Origin of the sequence: Gemmiger sp. An50, assembly GCF_002161595.1 — a bacterium.
In the GTDB taxonomy this organism is placed as follows: Bacteria; Bacillota; Clostridia; order Oscillospirales; family Ruminococcaceae; genus Allofournierella.
Genome location: NZ_NFID01000008.1, coordinates 11,029 through 32,820, shown reverse-complemented (window position 1 = coordinate 32,820; position 21,792 = coordinate 11,029). Strand labels below are relative to the sequence as shown.

The following is a 21,792-nucleotide window of genomic DNA, read 5'->3' as shown; positions in this document are numbered from 1 at the left end:
GAGAAACACATTATGAAAAAGGCACTTGCACTTGTGCTTGCAGCGGCCATGGCGCTGAGCTTCGTGGCCTGCGGCGGCTCCGGAACAACCACATCCCAAACCAGCGGCAGCACCTCCACCGGCGCAGCCTCCACCACCGGCAACGCATCCGGCGGCAAAGTCTACTACCTGAACTTCAAGCCCGAGCAGGCTGACCAGTGGGTCGAGCTGGCTGCCAAGTACACCGAGGAGACCGGCGTTCCCGTGGACGTGGTCACCGCCGCCTCCGGTACTTACGAGTCCACCCTGAAGGCCGACATGGCCAAGACCGACGCTCCCACCCTGTTCCAGGTGAACGGCCCCGTTGGCCTGGCTGCCTGGAAGGACTACTGCTATGACCTGTCCGACACCGAGCTGTACAAACAGCTGACCAGCGACTCCTTCGCCCTGAAGGATGGCGACAAGGTTGCCGGCGTGGCCTATGTAATCGAGACCTACGGTCTGATCTACAACAAGGCTTTGCTGAACGACTACATCGCCAAGGATTACGCGGTGATCGAGGACGCTGCCGAGATCAACAACTTCGATACCCTGAAGGCTGTGGCCGAGGATATCACCGCCCATAAGGATGACCTGGGCTTTGCCGCCTTCACCAGCGCCGGCATGGATTCCTCTTCCGACTGGCGCTTCAAGACTCATCTGGCCAACCTGCCCGTTTACTACGAGTACCAGGCCGACGGCATCACCTCCACCGAAGCCATCAAGGGCACCTACCTGGACAACTACAAGAACATCTGGGATCTGTACATCAACAACGCCACCTGCGAGCCTGCCATGATCGGCTCCAAGACCGGTGACGACGCAGCTGCCGAGTTCGCCATGGGCGAAGCCGTGTTCTACCAGAACGGCACCTGGGGCTACGGCCAGGTGACCGGCTACGAAGTGGCCGACGAGGATATGGGTATGATGCCCATTTACATCGGCGCTGAGGGCGAAGAGAACCAGGGCCTGTGCACCGGTTCTGAGAACTACTGGTGCATCAACGCCAAGGCCAGCGAGGAAGACATCCAGGCCACCATCGACTTTGTGGAATGGTGCATCACCAGCGAGACCGGCAAGACCGGTCTGAAGGACATGGGCTTTGTCTGCCCGTTCACCGGCTTCACCGATGAATACCTGCCCGAGAACCCGCTGGTTCTGGCTGCCAACGAGGACGTGGCCGCCGGTCACAAGACGGTAGACTGGTGCTTCACCACCATGCCTTCCGAAGAGTGGAAGAACGGCGTGGGCGCTGCCCTGCTGGAGTACGCTCAGGGCACCGGCGACTGGAGCGGCGTACAGACCGCCTTTGTGGACGGCTGGGCCACCGAGTACGCAGCTGCCAACAGCTGAGCATCCATTCACTGAATATTATTTGTAAAACCGAAGGGGCGGGCAGGTTCTGCCCGCCCCTTTCCCGGTTTGTTGCGCATACCTGCCGGTCTGCCCCCGGCCGGCGCGGCACCGCTCCCTGCGGGGGGCGGACCGGCGGGCATGACGGCCCCAGGCGGGCCCGATCCGACCTTCACCCATCACAACAAGGAGGGAACTGTTTATGGAACGCGCGGTCAAAAAATACTTCCCCATCTTCGCGCTGCCCACCCTGCTGGCCTTTGTCATCGGCTTTATCGCCCCCTTTATCGAGGGCGTGTACCTTTCGTTCTGTGAATTCACCACCATCTCGGATGCTCGGTTCGTTGGCCTGAAAAACTACCTCCGCATCTGGTCCGACCCCACCTTCCTGCATTCGCTGTGGTTCACCGCCCTGTTCACGGTGGTCACGGTGATCCTGATCAACGTGCTGGCCTTCGCGGTGGCGCTGCTGCTTACCAAGACCTTCAAGGGCACCAACATCTTCCGCGGCGTGTTCTTCATGCCCAACCTGATCGGCGGCATCGTGCTGGGCTATACCTGGCAGCTGATTCTGAACGGCATCTTCGGCCTGTTCGGCCGCACCCTTACCTACAGCGCGTCCTACGGCTTCTGGGGTCTGGTCATCCTGATGTGCTGGCAGCAGGTGGGCTACATGATGATCATCTACATCGCCGGCCTGCAGAGCATTCCCGGCGATCTGTACGAGGCGGCCCGCATCGACGGCGCCAATCCCCGTCAGTGCCTGTGGCGCATCACCCTGCCCATGAGCATGCCCTCCATCACCATCTGCACCTTCCTGACTTTGACCAACGGCTTCAAGCTGTATGACCAGAACCTGGCCCTCACCAACGGCCAGCCTTCGGATATGACCGAAATGCTGGCGCTGAACATCGTGAACACCTTCTACGGCCGCAACGGCTGGGAGGGCGTCGGCCAGGCCAAGGCTGTGGTCTTCACCATTCTGGTGGCGGTCCTGGCACTGGCGCAGAACCGCCTGACCCGTACAAAGGAGGTGCAGCAGTAATGAACGACAAGCCGAAACATGGATGGATCTACACCCTGATTTTCTCCATTGTAAGCATTGTGTACATCTCGCCCATCCTGATGATCTTCATGAACAGCTTCAAGAAAAAGGCCTACATCAACCGGATGCCCTTCTCGCTGCCCAATGAAAAAACCTTCGTGGGACTGGAAAACTACGTGGAAGGCCTGCGCAAGACCGGCTTCTTCAGCGCCTTCGGCTACAGCCTGTTCATCACGATCACCAGTGTGGTGGTCATCCTGCTGTGCACCTCCATGTGCGCCTGGTACATCAGCCGGGTCCACACCTGGTACACAAAGGCCATCTACATGCTCTGCCTCATCTCCATGGTGGTGCCCTTCCAGATGGTCATGTATCCCCTGTCCAAGATCAGCGACTCCATGCGCCTGGGCAACCCGGTGGGCATCATCCTGATTTATCTGGGCTTCGGCGCGGGTCTGGCGGTGTTCATGTTCACCGGCTTTATGCGCAGCGTGCCCATCGAGGTGGAGGAGGCCGCCATGATCGACGGCTGCAACCCGCTGCAAACCTTCTTCCGTGTGGTTCTGGCCATGCTCAAGCCCACTCTGGTGAGCGTGGGCATTCTGGAGACCATGTGGATCTGGAACGACTACCTGCTGCCCAGCCTGGTGCTGGACCTGCGCAAGTACAAGACCATCCCCATCGCCATCCAGTATCTGAAGGGCGGCTACGGCTCGGTGGACTGGGGCGCCATGATGGCCATGCTGGTGCTGGCCATCGTGCCCATCATCCTGTTCTACCTGGCCTGCCAGAAGCACATCATCAAGGGTGTGGCAGCCGGTGCGGTCAAGGGCTGACACAGCGAAAGGAGCGATCGTGTTGAAGCGTGCAAGCGGTATCCTGCTGCCGGTTTCCAGCCTGCCGGGCCCCTGGGGCATCGGCACACTGGGCGAAGAGGCCCGGCGGTTCGTGGATTTTCTTGCCGCCGCGGGCCAGACCTACTGGCAGATCCTGCCGGTGGGTCCCACCGGCTACGGCGACAGCCCTTACCAGAGCTTTTCCGCCTTTGCGGCGAATCCCTATTTCATCGACCCGGGCATCCTCATCCGGCAAGGTCTGCTCACCGAAGAGGAGGCCGAAGCGGACTGGGGCGAGAACGAGGCCCGGGTGGACTACGGCGCGTTGTATGCCAGCCGCCATACCCTGCTGCAAAAGGCGGCGGACCGGCTGCCGGAGGGCGACGAGGATTTTGCCGCCTGGAAAAAGGAGCAGAGCGCCTGGCTGGAGGACTACGCCCTCTTCATGGCACTGAAGGAGGAAAACGATCAGCAGAGCTGGTACCACTGGCCGGACGAGGTGCGGCTGCGCCGTCCCGATGCGCTGGCAAAGGCCCGGCAGAGGCTGGCGGGACGGGTGGACTACTGGCAAAAGATCCAGTATCTGTTCTACCGCCAGTGGGATGAACTGCTGGCCTATGCCCACCAAAAGGGCGTGCAGATCATCGGCGACATTCCCATCTACGTCTCGCCGGACTCCTCGGACATCTGGGCTGAGCCGGAACTGTTCCAGACAGACGAAGACCGGCGGCTCACCCGGGTGGCGGGCTGCCCGCCGGACGCCTTCGCCGCCGACGGCCAGCTCTGGGGCAATCCGCTCTATGACTGGCCCCGCCACAAAGCCACCGGCTACGCCTGGTGGCTGCGGCGGCTGCGCCACGCGCTCACCATCTATGATGTGGTGCGCATCGACCATTTCCGGGGCTTCGAGAGCTATTATTCCATCCCGGCCAGGGACACCACCGCCCAGAATGGCAGCTGGCAGCCCGGCCCCGGCATGGATTTCCTCGGAGCCATCCACGCCGCCATGCCCGGTGCGCGGATCATCGCCGAGGACCTGGGCTACCTGACCCCCCAGGTGAAGGAACTGCTGGAGGGCAGCGGCTACCCAGGCATGAAGGTGTTGCAGTTTGCCTTCGACCGGCGGGAGGCCGGGGACTATCTGCCCCACAACTACCTGCACAATTCGGTGGTCTACACCGGCACCCACGACAATACCACCACCGCCGCCTGGGAGACCGAAGCCCATCCGGAGGATGTGGAGCGTGCCCGTGCCTACCTGCACGCGGCAGACGAGCCGCTGGTGGAAAGCTTCATCCGGGCAGCGATGGCCAGCGTGAGCAATACCGCCATCGTGCCCATGCAGGACTGGTTGGGCCTGGGCGGCGAAGCGCGGATGAACGTGCCCAGCCGTCCCTGGGGCAACTGGCAGTGGCGGGTGGAGCAAAGCGCCTTCACCCCGCAGCTGGCCGGGCGCATCGCGGCCCTCACCGAGCTGTATGGCCGGTAAACTGGAAAAACAGCCAATATCCTTCCAAACGCCTTCCCGAAAGGGAGGGCGTTTTTGTTAGGTTTGGGCAAAGAATGGGGCGGCGCGCTTTTTCTTTTGGGCCAGTTATGGTACAATAAGCGATAACGACGCAGCCCGCCGGGCTGCCCGAAACTGCAAGGAGAACTGCTATGCGCACCATTGTTTGGTTTATCTATTTCTGGCTGTATCTGCTCATCAAGCTGCCCCTTCTGCGCCGGGGCCTGAAGGCACTGGATGCGGGCGACTGGGCCACCGCCGACGCGCTGGCCGACCGCTGGGTGCCCGACTGGGCGGGCAAGCTGCTGCGGCTGGCCGGAGTTACCGTGACTGTCACCGGCAAGGAGAACATCCCCCAGGGCCGGCCCTGCGTGTTCGTGGGCAACCACCGCAGCTACTACGACATCCCCCTGGTGCTTACCCAGCTGGACAAGCCCCACGCCCTGGTCTCAAAAAAGGAAGTGGCCAAGATCCCGCTGGTGCGGGGCTGGATGCGCCTTCTGCACTGCGTCTTTCTGGACCGGGAGGACCCCCGCAAGGCCATGGAAGCGCTGAATGAAGCCATCGCCAACGTGAAGAAGGGGTATTCCGTGATTATTTTCCCGGAGGGTACTCGCAACAAGGGCCAGGAGGGCAGCCTGCTGGAATTCAAGGGCGGCGCCTTCCGCATCGCCACCAAGACCGGCGCGCCGCTGGTGCCCCTGGCCATCCACAACAGCCGGGACATCATGGAGAACAACGGCGGCTGGATGAAGCCCACCCATGTGACCATCCAGATTCTGCCCCCCATCGAGACCGGCGCAATGAGCCGGGAGCAGCTGAAGGAGCTGCCCCAGCAGACCGCCGCCCTGATCGGTGCGGCCCTGAACGACAAAAAGGAGGTATAAGACCATGGCAAGCGCACGCTATACCCTGAACATCGATCCGGAGGATCTGAAGCCGGACGAGCCCATTGAATACACCAAAAAGCAGAAGGCTGCCAACTGGTGGCACTACAACTGGAAGATCGTGGCGGTCGTAGCTGTCCTGGTTGCTATTGCGGGGCATTATGTCTGGAAGGCCATCACCACCGTGCACCCGGACGAGCAGATCGCTCTGGTCAGCGCCCAGCCGCTGCCCACCGAGCTGCAGACCGCGCTGGAGCAGGCGCTGGGCGGCGTGATGGAGGATTCCAACGGCGACGGTCAGGTGCTGGCTCAGATTCGCTCCTACCAGGTGAGCCTGGAGCAGCCGGATACCAGCGGCAGCGCCGCCCAGGATGTGGGCGATGCCATGACCGATATGACCAACGGCTATATGCAGATGGCCCAGTCCACGGCGCTCACCGCGGACCTTGCCTCCGGCGACGCCTATATCTTCCTGGTGGATGAGCCGGAGGCCTTCCAGAATGCTTACGGCGTGCTGGCCCGGGAGGACGGCAGCATGCCGGACGAGGACAATCTGCTGGACGGCGTGGAGTGGTATAACTGGAGCGACTGCCCGGTGCTGGCGTCGCTGGACCTGGGCGAATACACCACCATGGCGGGCGAGGTTGTGACCGGCCAGGAATACATGAGCCGCTTTGTGGTGGGCCACCGGAGCAATGCCGGGGATGAGGAAGGCAATCTGGATGCCGCCGATGCCCTGTTTGATGCCCTCACCGCCGGAGCCACCGCCCGATGAAGGGGCTGTGGGCCCGGCTGACCGGCTGGCTGCCGGGCAAAAAGAAAGCCGGTCCCCCGCCCCGGCCCCCGCTGGAAAACCCCTACCGGCGGTTCTACACCAGCGAGCGCAGCTTTGAGGAGCTGGCCCGTCAGGCCCGGGAGCGGCAGAAGGACCTGCCCAAGCGCTGAGACAACGGCGAAAAAAGCCGAACCCGACTGAAAAAAGTGCCCGGGGCGGTTGTACCATGGCCCGGTCTATGGTATACTTTATCACATTAATGTGGCAGGAGGGTGTTGCATGGAACCGGAACAGAGCGTTACACAATCCGCTGAGGAGCTGGACCGCCAGCTGGCCCGGCTGTTCTGCCGCCGGATGGAACTGGCGGCCCGAAGGGCCCGGGAGCAGGGCGAGGCAAAGCCGGTGTTTGCCAGCGGCGCACCGGACCCGGAACTGCTGGCCGAGGCGGTCAGAGAGGACCCGGCGCTGGAGAAGTATTACCGGGCCTTCTGGCAGACTGGGCGTCAGCTGGCCGCGCAATATCAGATGGAGGTGCTGGGCCGCAGTCTGGTGGCCTACCAGGGCGTGGAGGGAGCGTTTTCCCACATCGCGCTGCGCAAGCTGTTCCCCCAGGCCGGGGCAAAAAGCTATCCCACCTGGGCGGCGGTGTTCGACGCGGTGCAAAGCGGCGAGGCGGCCTACGGCGTGCTGCCCTTTGAAAACAGCAACGCGGGGGATGTGTCCGCCGTGCTGGATCTCTGCTTTGCCTACCCGGAGCTGCACGTGTGCAAGGTCTACGATTTGCCGGTGCGCCAGAATCTGCTGGCGCTGCCCGGGGCAAAGCTGGCGGACATCCGCCGGGTGGTCAGCCACCCCCAGGCCATTGCCCAGAGCGCCCGGTTTTTGAACAGCCTGGGCCTTTCCTCCTCCGAGTGCCTGAACACCGCGGTGGCGGCCAAGCAGGTGGCCGAGAGCGGCGATCTGACCCTGGCGGCCATTGCCAGCGCCGAGACCGCGGAGCTTTATGGCCTGCAGGTGCTGGCGGCGGGCATCAACTCGGACGGCGACAACACCACCCGGTTCATCGTGATTACCCGGGAAAAGCCCACCGGCGGCGACCGGTTCAGCCTGCTGTTTACGGTGGATCACAAGGCCGGGCAGCTGGCCCGGGTGATCCAGGCCATCGGCGCGGCCGGGTTCAATATGGAATGCATCAAAAGCCGGCCAATGCCCGGCGTACCCTTTGAATACTATTTTTACGTGGAATTGGAAGGCCAGCCCGGTGAGCAGGCGAGCAAGACCCTGCTGGAGGCGCTGGGGCAAATTTGCAACACACTGCGGGTATTGGGGGTCTACACAAAATGAGCAACGAGCAGACAAGGAGTACCAACGGAATGAAACTGACCATGCGGCTGGGCGAGCGCAGCTACGACATTATCCTGAAGCGCGGCGCGCTGCACAACCTGGGCCTTCTGGCCAATCTGAACCGGAGGGTGCTCATCGTGACCGACAGCGGCGTGCCCGCCGAATATGCCGAGACCGTGCGCGCCCAGTGCCGGGAGGGCCACATTGAAACTGTGCCCCAGGGCGAGGGCAGCAAGTGCCTGAAGGTATACGAGAAACTGCTGTGCCGGATGCTGGAGCTGGGCTTCGACCGGGGCGACCTGGTGGTGGCCGTGGGCGGCGGCGTTGTGGGCGATCTGGCGGGCTTCGTGGCCGCCACCTACATGCGCGGCGTGGATTTCATCAACTGCCCCACCACCACGCTTTCTCAGATCGACTCTTCCATCGGCGGTAAGGTTGCCGTGGACCTGGGCGCGGCGAAGAACATCGTGGGCGCCTTCTGGCAGCCCCGGCTGGTGATCGTGGACCCGGATACCCTGTCCACCCTGCCCCGCCGCCACTTCATCAACGGCCTGGCCGAGGCGGTGAAAATGAGCCTGACCAGCGACGCCGAGCTGTTCGAGATGTTTGAAAAGCTGGATGTGGATGCGGAGATCGAGACCATCATCTACCGCAGCCTGCTCATCAAAAAGCAGGTGGTGGAAAAGGACGAGACCGAAAAGGGCATGCGGGCCATCCTGAACCTGGGCCACACCCTGGGCCACGGCATCGAGGCGGTAAAGGGCATCACCGGCCGCCGGACCAATGGCCTGTACCATGGCGAGTGTGTGGCGCTGGGCCTTTTGCCCATGATCGAGGACCGTCAGCTGGCCAAGCGGGTGCGGGCGGTCTACCGCAAGCTGGGCCTGCCCGCCCGGGTTGCTTACAACAAGGAAAAGGTGTGGGCCTACATGCTCCACGACAAAAAATTCCGCGACGGGCGCATCACGGTGGTGAAGGTGCCCGGCCTGGGCTGCTGGCGGCTGGACAAGCTGGACGCGGCCGGGCTGAACGCGATCCTGATGGGGAAGTGATTGGGTGAAAAACACATACGGCAGCGCGCTGGCGCTGACCATCTTCGGCGAGAGCCACGGCGCGGCCATCGGCGCGGTGCTGGACGGACTGGCTGCGGGCGTTCCGGTGGATGAGGAATTCATCGCCGCCCAGATGGAAAAACGGCGGGCCAAAAAAGGCGGCCTGTCCACCAGCCGCATCGAGGCGGACCGGGTGCGTTTCTTAAGCGGCGTGTACAACGGCCGCACCACCGGCACCGCCATCACTATGGTGATCGAGAACACCAATACCCGCTCGGGCGATTACGCCAAGACCCTGGGCCTGTGCCGCCCGGGCCATGCGGATTATACCGCCCATGTGAAATACGGCGGCTTTGAGGACTTCCGGGGCGGCGGGCATTTTTCCGGCCGCATCACCGCCGCATTGTGTGCGGCGGGTGCGCTGTGCCAGAGCATGCTGCTGGCCAAGGGCATTCGGGTGGCCACCCACGCGGCGCGCATCGCGGGCGTGGAGGACGAGGCCTTTGCCCTGGAACCGGAAGCCCTGAACGCCCAGTTGGAGGCCCTGGACGCCTGCACCGGCCTGCCGGTGCTGAGCGAGGCCGCCGGCGAAGCCATGCAGCAGGTCATCCGGGCTGCCGCCAGTGAGGGTGACAGCGTGGGCGGCGTGCTGGAAACGGCGGTCACCGGCCTGCCCGCGGGCGCGGGCGAACCGTTTTTTGACAGCGTGGAAAGCCAGCTGGCCCACCTGCTCTTCAGCATTCCTGCGGTGAAGGGCGTGGAGTTCGGCGCGGGCTTTGCCATGGCCGGGCTGCGGGGCAGCCAGGCCAACGACCCGATGACCGTGAAGAACGGCCGGGTCATTACCACGACCAACAACAACGGCGGCATCAACGGCGGCATCACCAACGGCATGCCTCTGGTGGTGCGCACCGCCGTAAAGCCTACCCCCAGCATCTACAAGCCCCAGCAGACGGTGGACATGAGCACCCTGCAGCCCGCCGAGCTGCAGATTCAGGGCCGTCACGACCCCTGCATCGCCCACCGGGCTGCCATTGTGCAGACGGCGGCGGTGGCCTTTGGGCTGGCGGATCTGCTCACCCAGCGCTGGGGCCCGCTGTGGCAGGCAGAGGAGGAAGCACCATGGAATACGGACTGATCGGCGCAAAGCTGGGCCACAGCTACTCCAAAGCCATCCACGAGGCGCTGTGCGGCTACCGCTATGAGCTGTGCAGCCTGCCCACCGAGCAGCAGGCCCGGGAATTTTTGCAGAAAAAGGCCTTCAAGGCCATCAATGTGACCATCCCTTACAAACAGCTGGTCATCCCCTACTGCGCCTGGCTGGAGCCCCGGGCCAAGGCCATCGGCGCGGTGAATACGGTGGTGAACCGGGACGGCATCCTCCACGGCTACAACACCGACTACGACGGCTTTTTGTACCTGGCCAACCAGCACGGGGTGGATTTCAAGGGCAAAAGCGTGCTGATTCTGGGCACCGGCGGCACCAGCCGCACGGTGCACGCGGTGGCGAAGGATCAGGGCGCGGCGGAAATTCTGTTTGCCAGCCGCACCGGCAGGGACGGCGCGCTCACCTACGAGCAGGCGCAGGCCCAGAGCCAGGTGCAGATTCTGATCAACACCAGTCCGGCGGGCATGTACCCGAACGCAGGCGAGTGCCACATCCAGCCCGCGGGCCTGCCCCGGCTGGAGGCGGTGCTGGATGTGGTCTACAACCCCTTCAATACCGAGCTGATTCTGCGGGCCGAGGAGGCGGGCATCCCCTGTGCCAGCGGCCTGGAAATGCTGGTGGCCCAGGCGCTGTACGCGGCCCGGCAGTTCACCGGGCGGCGCATCCCCTCGTCCAAGATTCAGCCCATCGTGCGCCGCATCCGGGCCCAGCGGCTGAACGTCTGCCTGGTGGGCATGCCCAGCTGCGGCAAGACCACCATCGGCCGCCAGCTGGCCAAGGCCCTGGGGCGGCCCTTTGTGGACCTGGACGCCGAGATCGAAAAGGCAGCGGGCAAGACCATCCCCCAGATCTTTGAGGAGCGGGGCGAGGATGGCTTCCGCGCCCTGGAGACCGAGACCGCGGCCCGTTTCGGCATGGGCAGCGGCCAGATCATCAGCTGCGGCGGCGGCGTGGTCAAGCGGCCGGAAAACGTGCGGGCGCTGCACCAGAACGGCGTGATCGTATTCATCGACCGGCCGGTGGAGCTGCTGAAGGTGGGCGGAAACCGCCCCCTCTCCACCAGCGTGGAGGGACTGAAACAGATGGAGACCGAGCGCCGGCCCCTCTATGAGGCGGCGGCGGACCTTTGCGTGAAAAACAGCGGCGAGCCCTTCAGCAGGGCCACGAAGGCCGCGCAGGAGGCGTTGTATGAAGCTTTTGGTATTGAACGGGCCGAATCTTAACCTTCTGGGCGTGCGGGAACCGGGCCTGTACGGCACGGTGGACTACCAGGGCCTGCTGGAGCTGATTCAGAAAAAATGCGACGAGCGGGGCGTGGAGGTGCGCTTTTACCAGTCCAACCACGAGGGGGATCTGGTGGACGCCATCCAGGAAGCCCGCTTCGACTGCGACGGCATCGTCATCAACCCGGGCGCCTACACCCACACCAGCGTGGCCATCCTGGACGCGCTGAAGGCGGTGGCGCTGCCTGCGGCGGAGGTGCACATCACCGACGTGACCAAGCGGGAGCCCTTCCGCCAGATCAGCTATGCGGGCATGGCCTGCCAGGGGCACTTCATCGGCCAGGGCCTGCAGGGCTACCTGAACGCGGTGGATTTTCTCATCGAGACCGTTCAGAAGAACAAAGAATAACCAGTCACAGGAAAATAAATTATAGGGAAAGGGAAAGAAACAGCGTATGATTATTTCCACCAAACGCGGCACTCCTCAGGAGGAGCTGCAAAAGATTATTTCCGAATTCGAGAGCCAGGGCCTGGAGGTCACTCTGATCCGTGGTACCGACTACAACGTGTTCGGCCTGGTGGGCGACACCACCAAGATCAACGAGAAGGTCGTTGCCGCCAACCCCTGGGTGGACAGCGTGACCCGCGTGTCCGCTCCTTACAAGAAGGCCAACCGCCTGTTCCACGAGGCCGACACCATCGTGGACGTGAACGGCATCAAGATCGGCGGCAACGAGCCGCTGGTCATCATCGGCGGCCCCTGCAGCGTGGAGGGCGACGAGTCCACCATGAAGATCGCCCAGGCCGTGAAGGCGGCGGGCGGCTGCATGCTGCGCGGCGGCGCCTACAAGCCCCGCACCTCCCCCTACGCCTTCCAGGGCCTGGGCACCGAGGGTATCCTGGCCATGGTGAAGGCCCGCGAGGCCACCGGCCTGCCTATCGTGAGCGAGCTGATGAGCGAGGATAAGATCGACGAGTTCGAGGAATACGTGGACGTGGTGCAGATCGGCGCCCGCAACATGCAGAACTTCCAGCTGCTGAAGGCGGTGGGCAAGATGAAAAAGCCGGTGCTGCTCAAGCGCGGCCTTGCCAACACCATCGAGGAGTGGATCATGAGCGCCGAGTACATTATGGCCGGCGGCAACGAGAACGTGATCTTCTGCGAGCGCGGCATCCGCACCTTCGAGAAGTACACCCGCAATACGCTGGATCTTTCCGTGGTGCCCATCATCAAGCAGAAGACCCATCTGCCCATCATCATCGACCCCAGCCACGCCACCGGCGACTGGCGTCTGGTGGAGAGCATGAGCCGGGCCGCCGTGGCCGCCGGTGCCGACGGCCTGATCATCGAGGTACACACCGACCCCGAGCACGCCTGGAGCGACGGCGCCCAGACCCTCAAGCCGGACAAGTTCCGCGAGACCATCGACCAGTGCCGTCAGATCGCTCAGGTGCTGGGCCGGGGCGTGCGTCAACCCCTTGACTGAGCAGACCCAAAAGGAGGAACTCCCATGATCGCCCATATCCAAGCCCCGGCCGCCATCGGCGGCCGGATCACCGCGCCGCCCTCCAAGAGCATGGCCCACCGGGCGGTGCTCTGCGCCGCGCTGGCCCGGGGAACCTCCCGGGTGGAGAATCTGGAATTCAGCCAGGACGTGGACGCCACCCTCACCGCCGCCGCCCGGCTGGGCGCGCAGGTGGAGCGGGGCGAAGGCTGGGCGCAGATCACCGGCAGCGGCAGTGTGGCCTGCCCGGACGGCCCGGTGGACTGCTGCGAGAGCGGCAGCACCCTGCGCTTTCTGATCCCGGTGTTCAGCCTGTGCGGCCGCCGGGTGGAATTTTCCGGCCGGGGGCGGCTGCTGCAGCGGCCCATGGGCGTATACGAGAAGCTGTTCCGGGAACAGGGCCTGGAATTTGACCAGAGCGAAGGGGGCCTTGCCATCCGCGGGCCCCTCGCCGCTGGCGATTACACCATTCCGGGGGATGTGTCCAGCCAGTTCATCAGCGGGCTGCTCTTTGCACTGCCGCTGCTGCAGGGGGACAGCACCCTCACCATCACCCCGCCCTTTGAAAGCCGCAGCTATGTGGAGCTGACCCTGGCTGCCCTGCGGGACTTCGGCGTACAGGTGGATTGGGCGGATGAGACGCGCATGAAGCTTTTGATTCCCGGCGGTCAGTGCGGCCGCGGCCGGGACTACCGGGTGGAGGGCGACTACAGCCAGGCAGCCTTCTTCGCCGTGCTGGGTGCGGTGCTGGGTGGCATCACCATCCAGGACCTGCGCCCGGACTCTTTGCAGGGCGACGGGGCCATTCTGCCCATTCTGGAGCGCTGCGGCGCCCGCTTTGTGCGCCAGGGCAGCAGCGTGACCTTTGAAAAAGCTCCCCTTTCCGGCACGGTCATCGACCTGGCCGACTGCCCGGACCTGGGCCCCATCCTGATGACGCTGGCCCTTTTCTGCGAGGGTGAGACCAGGATCATCAACGCCGGGCGGCTGCGCATTAAAGAGAGTGACCGTATCGCTGCCATGGAAGAGGAGCTGCGCAAATTCGGCGCCGATATGGAAAGCACCCAGGACACCGTGACCATCCGCCCGGCGGAACTGCACGCCCCGGCGGAGCTGGATAGTCACAACGACCACCGGGTGGTGATGAGCCTTGCTATGGCGGGTCTCTGCGCCGGAGTGCCGGTGACAATCCGGGACGCGGGTGCGGTGGCCAAGAGCTGGCCGGACTTTTTCCGGGTATTGGAGCGCGCGGGCGCGCAGATCGAGGTGCGGGATGAATAAAAACGACCGTTTTCTCATTGTGGGCCTGGGCCTGCTGGGCGGCAGCTACGCCCGGGGCCTGGCCCGCGCGGGGTTCGGAGAGGTTTATGCCATCGACACGAACCCCGAGGCCATCCGATTTGCCAAAGAAAAGGGCTATATCGCGGATGGCGCAAGTGAAGAGTTTGAGGAGCTGGTGCGGGCGGCGGACCGGGTGATCTTTGCCCTCTACCCCACCGCGCTGGAGAAATGGGTGGCCCGGTATGGGGTGCTGCTGCGCCCGGGCTGCATCTGCACCGATGTGTCCGGCGTGAAGGCGGGCCTGGTGGAGACGGTGCAGTCGGCTCTGCCCGACGGGGTGGAGTTCATCGCCAGCCATCCCATGGCGGGCAAGGAGGTCAGCGGCGTGGAGAACGCCCATCTGGTGGACTTCTCCCCCGCCAATTTCCTGATTACCCCCACCGACCGCAACACCCCCGAGGGAGTGGAATTTGCCCGCCAGCTGGGCCGGGCGCTGGGCTTTGCCCACATCCGGGTGCTCAGCTGCGCCGAGCACGACCGGATGATCGGTTATGTGAGCCAGCTCACCCACGCCATCGCGGTGAGCCTGATGTGTGCGCCGGGGGCCGAGCGGTTCGCCGAATACACCGGCGATTCCTTCCGGGACCTGACCCGCATTGCCCGCATCAACGAGACCATGTGGGCCGAGCTGTTTTTGTGGAACCGGGAAAACCTGATCGACGAGATCGACGGCTTCACCGCCCGGTTGCAGGCGTTAAAGAGCTATCTGCAGCAGGGCGACCGGGCTGCGCTGGAGGAGATGTTCCGCCAGTCCACCCGGGCGCGGGCCGCCTTTGACAAGAAGGAAAAGGAGGAGTGAGCCATGCCCCGCAGCGAAGGTCAGAAGGGCAAGCTGGTATGGCTGCTGCGCATTCTTGCCCGCCACACCGATGAAGAACATCTGATCAACGTGCCCCGCATCCTGGAGCTGCTGGCCGCCGAGGGGGTGGCCGCCGAGCGCAAGAGCGTGTACGACGACATCGCCACCCTGCGGGCTCTGGGCTACGACATTGTGCAGCACCGGGGCCGGGGCGGCGGCTACTATCTGGCCAGCCGGCCCTTTCAGCTTCCCGAGCTCAAGCTGCTGGCCGACTCGGTGCAGGCCTCCCGCTTCATCACCCGCAAAAAGAGCGACCAGCTGATCCGCGCGCTGAGCCAGTTTGCCAGCCAGTGGGAAGCAAGCGAATTACAGCGGCAGGTGTTCGCCTCCAGCCGGGTGAAGAGCATGAACGAGAGCATCTATTACAATGTGGACGCGCTGCACCGGGCCATCGCCTCGGACCGGCAGGTCCGCTTTGTGTACCAGGAGTGGAATCTGGACAAAAAGAAGGTGGCCCGTCGGGGCGGCGGGGCTTATCAGGTAAGCCCCTGGGCGCTGCTCTGGGAGGAGGAGAACTATTACCTGGTGGCCTTCGAAGAGGGCAAGGGCATGCGCCACTATCGGGTGGATAAAATGACCTCCATTGCCACGCTGGACCAGCCCCGCCTGGGCCGGGAGGAGTTTGACCCCCAGAAGATGCGCGATTACGCAAAGCCCATGTTCGGCATGTTCGGCGGTCCGGTCAGCCGGGTGGAGCTGCGGTGCGACAACAGCGTCATCGGCCCCATGCTGGACCGGTTCGGCACCGGCGTGACCATCCTGACCCAGCCGGACGGCTGGTTCACTCTGTATGCGGACGTGGTGGTCAGCCCGCCCTTCTTCGGTTGGCTGTGCGGCTTCGGCGGCCGGGTGGAGCTGGTCTCCCCCGCGGCGGCCCGCGACCAGCTGCGCCAGACACTGGAGACCATTTCCGCCGCCTATCAAACAAAGGAACAGGCATAACAGACCCCGCACACAGGGCCCGGTTTTCCGGGCTCTGTGTTTTTTATGCAAAAATGTTCCTTTGAATGAAGAATATCCCGGTCACAACTCGTCTTTACATTTGTAAAGAAAACGTCCGGCAAAAATTGAACGGTTTGCCCTCTGGCGACGAATAAGGGAAAAGAGTGGGCTTTTCTCTGCCCGGCGTTTTGAAAATCGACGGTCTTGCACAGGCCGTTCCAACCATGAAATGAAGAGGAGTCGATGAGGGATGAGCAGGATTATATCATTTTTGGGCCGTCATAAAAAAGCGCTGATCGCGCTGGCAGTGCTGGCCGTGGTGGGCGCGTTCGGCTGGACGCGGATGAACCGGGCGGCCGAGGCCGCGCAAAAGGCGGCGGCCCAGCAGGTGCAGACCTTCACGCTGGAAAAGGGCGATCTGAGCCGGACCCTGAGCGTGAGCGGCAGCATCCAGTCCGCCCAGGTGACCGAGGTGGCTGCGGCCCAGACCTACCCGGTGGCTGAGGTGCTGGTGAGCGAGGGCGACGTGGTGGCCGAGGGCGATGTGATCGCCACGCTGGACACCACCGACCTGGACGCCCAGATCCAGGTCCAGCAAGAGGCGGTGGCCGCGGAAAAGCAGCAGAACGAGCTGAGCATCTCCCAGGCCCAGCGCCGTTTGGAGGATGCCCGCAACCAGAAGGCCATTGATGAGGAGGTCACCGCCGAGTGGGAGCAGACCGAAAAGGATGCCAAGCTCCGGCAGGACAGCCTGGCCATTGAGGACGCTCAGGACGTACTGGTGAACGCGGTGACGGCAGCGGATGCTCCCAGCGCGGCGGCTCAGCAGCTGAAGACCCTGCAGAACGCCAAAAAGCAGTGCACCATTACCGCTCCCTGCTCCGGTACCATTACCCAGGTGAAAGCCGTGGTGGGCGGCGCGGCGGGCGCCATCGCCACCATCGAGAACCAGAGCGCCCTGGAAGCGCTGCTCAGCGTGCGGGAGTACGACATCAACCAGCTGGCGGTGGGCCAGAGCGTGACCCTCACCTCCGGCGCGAAGGACGTGTTCCACGGCGCCATTACCTGGATTGCCCCCAAGGCCACTGTGAATGAGAACGGCGAGGCCAGCTATGCGGTGAAGGTCTCGGTGGACGACGCCACCGAGGCGCTGCGCCTGGGCATGACCGCCAAGGCCAAGGTGCTGCTGGAGGAAAAGAAGGGCGTGTTCAGCGTGCCGCTGGATGCGGTGGGTACCGATGAAAACGGCGAGGCGGTGGTCTACCGCAAGGACACCGACGCGGAAGGCAACGTGACCTTCACTCCCATCCCGGTGACCACCGGCATGGAGACCGAGCTGTCCGTTGAGGTGAGCGGCGAGGGCCTGACCGAGGGCATGGAGCTGCGCAGCCTGGCCGACCCGGAGGCGATGGCATGAGCGGAGAAAAGAAGCCCATCATCCAGCTGAGGGGCATCGTGAAAACCTTTTACATCGGCCAGCCCAACGAGCTGGAAATCCTGCACGGCATTGACCTGGACGTGTACGAGGGCGAGTTCGTAGCCATTGTGGGCGAGTCCGGCAGCGGCAAGTCCACCTTGATGAACATTGTGGGCGCGCTGGATAAGCCCACCCAGGGCAGCTACTGGCTGGACGGCATCGACATGACCGCCGCGAAGGACAGCGAGCTTTCCGCCCTGCGCTGCCGCAAGATCGGCTTTGTGTTCCAGACCTTCAACCTGATCGGCCGCACCAGCGCCTTGAAAAACGTGGAGCTGCCCATGCTGTACAACGGCATCGGTGCGGCGAAGCGCACCGCCCGGGCCAGGGAGCTGCTGGAGCTGGTGGGCATGGAGAAGCGGATGAATCACCAGCCCAACGAGCTTTCCGGCGGTCAGAAGCAGCGGGTGGCCATTGCCCGGGCAATGGCAAACGACCCAGCGGTGCTGCTGGCGGACGAACCCACCGGCGCGCTGGACTCCGCCACCGGCCGGGTGGTGATGGACCTGTTCCACAAGCTGCACAAGGAGCAGGGCAAGACCATTCTGCTCATCACCCATTCCCGGGAGCTGGCCGCCGAGTGCGAGCGGATCATCACCATCCGGGACGGACGCATCACCGGCGAAGTGAAGGTAGGTGAGGCACAGTGATCTGGGAAAACATCAAGCTGGCCCTGGGCGGGCTGCGCAGCAACAAGATGCGGGCGCTGCTCACCATGCTGGGCATCATCATCGGCATCGGCTCGGTGATCGCCATTGTCACCGTGGGCAATTCCCTCACCAGCTCAGTGAGCGAGAGCCTGGTAGCCATGGGCGGCAACAACCTGCAGTTGAGCGTAGACCCCCGGCCGGACGAAAACGGCGACTACCCGAACAGCTACAGCTATCAGGAAAGCGACCTGCTCAGCGACGAGATGTTGCAGGCCTACGAGGAACGGTTTGCTCAGCAGATCAAGGCGGTGGTGCTTACCGAGAGCGGCGGCTCCGGTAAGATTCAGCAGGGCGCGAAGACTGCAAAAGTGAACATCACCGGCGTGAACCAGGGCTATCTCGACGCGGGCAAGTGCGAGCTGGTGGCAGGCCGGGCCCTGAACGAAAAGGATCAGGAGGGCGTGCGCCAGGTGGCGCTGGTGAGCGACGTACTGGTGGATAATCTGTTCGGCGGCGACGATCAGGCGGCCCTGGGCCAGACCATCGAGGTAACGGAAACCGGCGGTGCGGTGCATGAGCTCGCCATCGTGGGCGTGTACGCCTACCAGACCATGAGCCCGCTGCTGGGCGGCAGTGCCACCGTGAACAAAAACACCACCACCGACCTGTACCTGCCCCTCACCACTCTGCACGAGATGAACGGCATCGCCGGCGGCAGCTATTTCTGGTGTGAGGTGGTGCCCGCCGCCGGAGTGGATGCGGATGCCTTCCAGCAGCGCAGTGAGCGGTTCTTCGAGGAAGGCTACTACAAAAACAACGAGCAGTTTCTGGTTACCGTGTACAACCTGCAGAATGAGATGAGCTCCATCACCAGCGTGCTGGATACCATCTCTCTGGCCATCGGGGTGATCGCGGGCATCAGCCTGCTGGTGGGCGGCATCGGTGTGATGAACATCATGCTGGTGAGCATCACCGAGCGCACCCGGGAGATCGGCGTGCGCAAGGCACTGGGCGCCACCAACGGGGCCATCCGTACCCAGTTCATCGTGGAGTCGGTGGTCATCTGTCTGGTGGGCGGCGCACTGGGCATTCTGGTGGGCTTCGGTCTGGGCAGCCTGGGGGCCTCCCTCATCGGCGCGCCCGCCCGGGTGGACCTGGGCACCGTGCTGGTGGCGGTGGGCTTCTCCATGGCCATCGGCGTGTTCTTCGGCTATTACCCGGCCAACAAGGCCGCCAAGCTGGACCCCATCGAGGCCCTGCGCTACGAGTAAGACGATATATAGAACAGGAGCGGCATGGCTATGGCCATGCCGCTCCTGTTTTGCGTAGTTTATGCAAGGGTGATGGTTCGGGCAAGCGCAGTCAGTTCCGTCTGGGAGAGAAGCCCCGGGTCCAGCTGCAGCTCCACGAAATAGGGCATGACGCTCCAGTCGTAAACCAGGATGCAGTCCTGAGTCTGCCAGGCGGCGGACGCAGCCGAGCCGCCGGAGGAAAGGCCCTGCCAGACAAATTCTGCTGTGGCCACGGCCCCGGTGGCATTGTGGCTGCACACCCGATAGCCTTCATATCCGACATGGTTGGAGAGCGCCACGGTGGAGAAGACGGACATGGGCAGCGCGTCTTGTGCCGGGTCGATTTCCTGCAGACTTTGCGCATCGGCGGTGCCGAAGGGATAGAGGGTAACGGTGCCCACGGTTTCTCCGTTCCGGGTGATCAGAAGCTGCTCCTCTCCTTCCGCAATCGTGACAGACTGCGGGAGCTGTACCGACAAAACCGGGGTGCTGCCGTCGGGCAGGGTGTAATGCAGCAGGGTGGTTTCCGCTGTCTGGCTGAGCTGTACCGAAGGCGCGGTATAGCCGGCGGGAGTATCGCAGGGGAAAGGCGCATGGAGCTCCACGCTTCCCTTTGCGTAGATGTCGTAGGCGTTGGTGTCCACTTCCGTCAGATAGAAAACGCCCAGGAAAACATCGGTCAGCTCCCCTTTGCCGGTATCCAGCGAAAGCCGGGGCTGTTCGCCGCCCTGCCAGCCGGATTCGCTGTCCAGCAGCTCCTGTACAGAAAAACTGCCGGGAGCGTCGGAAAAGGTGGCGTTCAGCGAGATGGCCAGTTCGGTTTTTCCGTCCTCCGCGACCGGGAGAATCTGGGGCAGAGAGAAGGAAACGGTGTGGTCGCTGTGGATGGTCAGGGTGGCCAGAATTTGGGCGATGGTTTCTTCGGCGTTCTGCCGGGTCAGCGCGGGCGGGGCTTCCGGTTGCGGGACTTCTGCGCCGGAGGCCATGGTCTGGGCGGAGGTCGCGGCATCGGGGCCGGTGCTGCTGTCCACGGGGTCGGTCAGAAAACAGACCGCGGCGGCAGCGCAGGCGGCGAGAGAGGCCGCGACCAGCCAGAAGCCCGGCTTTTTGTAATACATCACCGAGCGCACCCGCTCCTTCACGCCCACCTCGCCGAAGGTCAGCGGCCAGGCGATGGAGGTCCGGCGGCCGGTGCTGCAGGCAACCAGTGCCTGAGTATAGGCCGCGCGCCCGGCGTGGGACAGTCCACGGATCACCCGCTCATCGCAGGCCAGCTCGATGTCCCGGCACAGCAGCGTATAGGCAAGCCAAAGCAGCGGGTTGAACCAATGCACCGCCAGCAAAAGAAAGCCCAGCGGCTTCCACCAGTGGTCCTTCCGCTGGATGTGGGCCTGCTCGTGGGCGGTCACGTAAGGCAGGGCCTCTTGTGCCAGATGGAACGGCAGATAGATCTTCGGGCGCACAATGCCCAGAACGAAGGGAGATGCGATGCCCTCGCTCTGATAAAGATTGTCCCGCAGGGGGATGGCAGTGCACAGGGTTCGCCGCAGCCGCCAGCAGCTGACGGCCGCATAAAGCAGCATGGCGGCGGTCCCGGCGGCCCAGACAAAAGCAAGCAGCGTCATCCGTTCGGCACCACTGCTTGCCGGTACCGTGACGCCCTCAAAATATCGATCTGCCAGATACCCGTTCACCTGCTGGTCCACCGGCGTGATCCCGGTGTGAATGTCAAAGCTGGGGCCGGACAAAATCTCGCCGGGAAGCGTTTCGGCGCTTGGAATCAGGCTCAGCACGCTTTGGATGGAGAACGGAAGCAGCAGGCGCACCGCCACAAGGCCCCAAAGCAGGACGGAAATCCATTTGGGTACCCTTCGCAGCAAAAATCGCAGAATCAGCACGGCCAGAACCAGCCAGCTTGCCGAGATGCTGGTGTTCAGAACCTTCAAAAACAGCTCGTTCATGGTGTGGTTCCCTTTCTGATGTGATCGATCATCTGCTGCACCTCGTCCAGCTCCTTTTCGGAAAGCTTCTGGTGCCGGGTGAATGCGGCAAGAAAGGAGGGCAGCGAGCCGCCGAAGCGCTTTTCCACCAGCTCGTCGATCTCGGAGGCCTGCGCCTCCTCTTTGGAAACCAGGGAGGTGATTACGCCATTTTCATTTTGCAGTATTCCCCGTTCCGACAGCCGCTTGATTACGGTGTAGGTGGTGGTGCGCTTCCATTCCAGCTGTTGCTGGCACAACTTCACCAGCTCGACGGTGGTGACCGGCTCGTGCTCCCACAAAATCAGGCAGAAGCGATATTCACTTTCGTGAATCTTGGGTGTGTTCATGGGAAAATCCTCCTTTTGTCTAATGCTGTAGACTCTCTAACTTTAGTCTATTCGGTTAGACAAAGAAAGTCAAGGGGGATTTTCGGATGGGGCTGCATCGGGCTGAGTGAGGCGTGTTTTTTGTGTAGGAACGTGCTATAATCAGAAAAAAGCAGGGCCGCACCGGCCCGCCGCAAAAAGGAGGCATCC

Annotated in this window: 21 protein-coding genes; 19 read left to right on the top strand and 2 right to left on the bottom strand. The window is 63.2% G+C overall.

The features are described from left to right. Nucleotides 1-12 precede the first annotated feature (12 nt). From B5G03_RS08560 to B5G03_RS08475, 19 genes are all read left to right on the top strand, one after another. On the top strand, nucleotides 13-1,371 hold the full coding sequence (locus B5G03_RS08560; protein WP_087181303.1) for an ABC transporter substrate-binding protein: 1,359 nt from the start codon (nucleotides 13-15) through the stop codon (nucleotides 1,369-1,371). A 202-nt stretch (nucleotides 1,372-1,573) separates the two neighbouring features. Next, entirely contained in the window at nucleotides 1,574-2,416 is an 843-nt protein-coding gene (locus tag B5G03_RS08555; RefSeq protein ID WP_087181302.1) for a carbohydrate ABC transporter permease, read from the top strand. Beyond that, complete coding sequence (locus B5G03_RS08550; RefSeq protein ID WP_087181301.1) at nucleotides 2,416-3,252, top strand: carbohydrate ABC transporter permease; 837 nt, start codon at nucleotides 2,416-2,418, stop codon at nucleotides 3,250-3,252. The genes B5G03_RS08555 and B5G03_RS08550 overlap by 1 nt, the downstream gene beginning before the upstream one ends. A 19-nt stretch (nucleotides 3,253-3,271) precedes the next feature. After that, nucleotides 3,272-4,741, top strand: a complete 1,470-nt coding sequence (gene malQ, locus B5G03_RS08545; RefSeq protein WP_242962365.1) for a 4-alpha-glucanotransferase — start codon at nucleotides 3,272-3,274, stop codon at nucleotides 4,739-4,741. Between the two features lie 170 nt (nucleotides 4,742-4,911). Continuing rightward, nucleotides 4,912-5,646 (top strand): lysophospholipid acyltransferase family protein, encoded by a 735-nt coding sequence (locus B5G03_RS08540; protein WP_087181299.1) that lies wholly within the window; start codon nucleotides 4,912-4,914, stop codon nucleotides 5,644-5,646. Nucleotides 5,647-5,650: 4 nt separating this feature from the next. Further along, nucleotides 5,651-6,421, top strand: coding sequence for a hypothetical protein (locus tag B5G03_RS08535; RefSeq protein ID WP_087181298.1), 771 nt, complete (start codon nucleotides 5,651-5,653; stop codon nucleotides 6,419-6,421). Continuing rightward, nucleotides 6,418-6,591 (top strand): hypothetical protein, encoded by a 174-nt coding sequence (locus B5G03_RS17415; RefSeq protein ID WP_162613372.1) that lies wholly within the window; start codon nucleotides 6,418-6,420, stop codon nucleotides 6,589-6,591. Before B5G03_RS08535 ends, B5G03_RS17415 begins: the two co-directional genes overlap by 4 nt. Nucleotides 6,592-6,700: 109 nt before the next feature. Next, nucleotides 6,701-7,765 carry a prephenate dehydratase domain-containing protein gene (locus B5G03_RS08530; RefSeq protein ID WP_087181297.1) on the top strand — a complete coding sequence of 355 codons (1,065 nt, stop codon included), beginning with the start codon at nucleotides 6,701-6,703 and terminating at the stop codon, nucleotides 7,763-7,765. A 29-nt stretch (nucleotides 7,766-7,794) separates the two neighbouring features. Then, nucleotides 7,795-8,817 carry a 3-dehydroquinate synthase gene (locus B5G03_RS08525; RefSeq protein ID WP_087181296.1) on the top strand — a complete coding sequence of 341 codons (1,023 nt, stop codon included), beginning with the start codon at nucleotides 7,795-7,797 and terminating at the stop codon, nucleotides 8,815-8,817. A gap of 4 nt (nucleotides 8,818-8,821) precedes the next feature. Beyond that, complete coding sequence (aroC, locus tag B5G03_RS08520; RefSeq protein ID WP_087181295.1) at nucleotides 8,822-9,955, top strand: chorismate synthase; 1,134 nt, start codon at nucleotides 8,822-8,824, stop codon at nucleotides 9,953-9,955. Beyond that, complete coding sequence (locus B5G03_RS08515; RefSeq protein WP_087181294.1) at nucleotides 9,940-11,208, top strand: shikimate kinase; 1,269 nt, start codon at nucleotides 9,940-9,942, stop codon at nucleotides 11,206-11,208. Before aroC ends, B5G03_RS08515 begins: the two co-directional genes overlap by 16 nt. Continuing rightward, the gene (gene aroQ / locus B5G03_RS08510; RefSeq protein WP_087181293.1) at nucleotides 11,174-11,617 is read left to right on the top strand and encodes a type II 3-dehydroquinate dehydratase; all 444 of its coding nucleotides are present in this window, start codon (nucleotides 11,174-11,176) and stop codon (nucleotides 11,615-11,617) included. Before B5G03_RS08515 ends, aroQ begins: the two co-directional genes overlap by 35 nt. A gap of 46 nt (nucleotides 11,618-11,663) precedes the next feature. Then, complete coding sequence (gene aroF / locus B5G03_RS08505; protein ID WP_087181292.1) at nucleotides 11,664-12,695, top strand: 3-deoxy-7-phosphoheptulonate synthase; 1,032 nt, start codon at nucleotides 11,664-11,666, stop codon at nucleotides 12,693-12,695. Nucleotides 12,696-12,719: 24 nt separating this feature from the next. Further along, nucleotides 12,720-13,994 (top strand): 3-phosphoshikimate 1-carboxyvinyltransferase, encoded by a 1,275-nt coding sequence (aroA, locus tag B5G03_RS08500; protein ID WP_087181291.1) that lies wholly within the window; start codon nucleotides 12,720-12,722, stop codon nucleotides 13,992-13,994. Continuing rightward, on the top strand, nucleotides 13,987-14,853 hold the full coding sequence (locus B5G03_RS08495) for a prephenate dehydrogenase (RefSeq protein WP_087181290.1): 867 nt from the start codon (nucleotides 13,987-13,989) through the stop codon (nucleotides 14,851-14,853). The genes aroA and B5G03_RS08495 overlap by 8 nt, the downstream gene beginning before the upstream one ends. Nucleotides 14,854-14,856: 3 nt before the next feature. Continuing rightward, entirely contained in the window at nucleotides 14,857-15,855 is a 999-nt protein-coding gene (locus tag B5G03_RS08490; RefSeq protein ID WP_087181289.1) for a helix-turn-helix transcriptional regulator, read from the top strand. Between the two features lie 250 nt (nucleotides 15,856-16,105). Then, the gene (locus B5G03_RS08485) at nucleotides 16,106-17,272 is read left to right on the top strand and encodes an efflux RND transporter periplasmic adaptor subunit (protein ID WP_087181288.1); all 1,167 of its coding nucleotides are present in this window, start codon (nucleotides 16,106-16,108) and stop codon (nucleotides 17,270-17,272) included. Next, nucleotides 17,269-17,982, top strand: a complete 714-nt coding sequence (locus B5G03_RS08480; RefSeq protein ID WP_087181287.1) for an ABC transporter ATP-binding protein — start codon at nucleotides 17,269-17,271, stop codon at nucleotides 17,980-17,982. Before B5G03_RS08485 ends, B5G03_RS08480 begins: the two co-directional genes overlap by 4 nt. After that, nucleotides 17,979-19,253, top strand: a complete 1,275-nt coding sequence (locus B5G03_RS08475; RefSeq protein WP_242962363.1) for an ABC transporter permease — start codon at nucleotides 17,979-17,981, stop codon at nucleotides 19,251-19,253. The genes B5G03_RS08480 and B5G03_RS08475 overlap by 4 nt, the downstream gene beginning before the upstream one ends. 59 nt (nucleotides 19,254-19,312) lie before the next feature. Here the strand turns inward: B5G03_RS08475 and B5G03_RS08470 are convergent, their stop codons facing one another. Both B5G03_RS08470 and B5G03_RS08465 read right to left on the bottom strand, forming a co-directional pair. Next, nucleotides 19,313-21,235, bottom strand: coding sequence for a M56 family metallopeptidase (locus B5G03_RS08470; RefSeq protein WP_087181286.1), 1,923 nt, complete (start codon nucleotides 21,233-21,235; stop codon nucleotides 19,313-19,315). Further along, the gene (locus B5G03_RS08465; protein WP_087181285.1) at nucleotides 21,232-21,603 is read right to left on the bottom strand and encodes a BlaI/MecI/CopY family transcriptional regulator; all 372 of its coding nucleotides are present in this window, start codon (nucleotides 21,601-21,603) and stop codon (nucleotides 21,232-21,234) included. Before B5G03_RS08465 ends, B5G03_RS08470 begins: the two co-directional genes overlap by 4 nt. Nucleotides 21,604-21,792: the final 189 nt, after the last annotated feature.